Below are 1,458 nucleotides of genomic sequence, written 5' to 3' on the forward strand. Positions count from 1 at the left end.
GGAATCTCAATGACCATGTCAAGCCGCAGCTCGGATTCCGTTGATGCTCGGGGGCTGGGTGTCGAAGGGGCGGTTGTCGCGCAGCAGTGCCCACAGCACGTCGACCAGGCGCCGGGCCAACGCTAGAAGGGCTTGGGTATGGATGAGTCGTTCGGTGCGTTTGCGCTGGTAGAACGTTCTGGAAGGGCCCTCGGTTTTGATCGAGGACAGGGCGGCCATGAAGAACACGCGCCGCAGACGCCGGTTGTAGCGTTTGGGTCGGTGCAGGTTGCCGCTGATCCGGCCGGAGTCACGCGGCACGGGCACGAGTCCGGCGTAGGAGGCCAGCCGGCCTGGGGTGGCGAACTCGGCCACGGCGTTGCCGCCGGTACTCACGAGGAACTCGGTGCCCAGGTGCGGGCCCATGCCGGGCAGCGATTCGATGATCGCCGCTTGGGGGTGTTCGCGGAAGCGGGCGGTTATCTGCTTGTCGAGGTCTTTGATCTCGCGGTCGAGGTCGAGCAGTTTGGCCGCCAGCCGCTTGATCAGCGTGGCGGTGGTGGCCTCGCCCGGCACGGCGATGTCCTGGGTTCCGGCTGCGGCCATTGCCTGCGCGGCCATGGCGTCTACGCCTTTGGGCCATGCGCCGTTCTCGGTGAGATGCGTTGTCACGCCGTCGATTCCGGCGTCGCGGATCTCGGCCGGGGTGCACAGTCCGGCAACCAGGATCAGCGGCGAACGCGTCGAGTAGTCGAACGCGGCCTCCAGCGCCGGGAAGATCGAGGCGAGCATGGCGCGCAGCTGGTTGACCCCGCGCACCCAGTCGCTCATGAGGTCGCTGCGGTAGCTCGACAGCTGGGTCAGTTCGGCGACCAGCTCATCGGGCGCGGTCACCGGCTGCAAGTCCGAACGCATACGGGCGGTCTCGGCGATGACACGGGCATCCTTGGCGTCGGTTTTGCCCTCACCGCGGAAGACACCGGTCATGGTCGCCACCACGCGGCCGGGCACATACACCACCGACTCACCGGCGCTCAGCAGGACCGTGATCAGCAGCGCGGCCAAGGGGCTGGTCAGATCGATCGCCCACCGCACCTCGATCCCGGTCTTGCGGGCTCGGGCGATCACCGCCTCGATCGCCCGCTGATCGTTGCCGAGTTTGCCCGACCAGCACACCTTGCCGGTCTCATCCATCACGCACACGTGATGACTGGCCTTTCCGACATCGATACCCACCCAAATTCGTTGGCGCAGCGCCACTCCCGCTCTCCGCTCTACACAATCCGAGCCCGTGGACAACCCCGCCATCAGGTCCCTAACCAGCGACGAACCGCATCAGATCTCAATAAGTGGCCGGAGCGTCCAGCACGGTGGGGCAGCCATTCCTTCGCAGCCACAACAACAGCAACCAACCATCAGCTACACCCCACCGCCCTGGGCATCCAGGGCACCAACCCCAGACACCCACAAACTTAGGGA

Annotated in this window: 1 protein-coding gene; it reads right to left on the reverse strand. The window is 65.8% G+C overall.

Translation table 11 applies throughout. From position 1 onward, the window contains the following. Positions 1–18 precede the first annotated feature (18 nt). Positions 19–1,239 (reverse strand): IS110 family transposase, encoded by a 1,221-nt coding sequence (locus tag GVY39_RS33700; protein WP_159931028.1) that lies wholly within the window; start codon positions 1,237–1,239, stop codon positions 19–21. Positions 1,240–1,458 lie beyond the last annotated feature (219 nt).

Origin of the sequence: Nocardia sp. CY15, assembly GCF_009829295.1 — a bacterium.
Taxonomy (GTDB): Bacteria; Actinomycetota; Actinomycetes; order Mycobacteriales; family Mycobacteriaceae; genus Nocardia; species Nocardia sputi.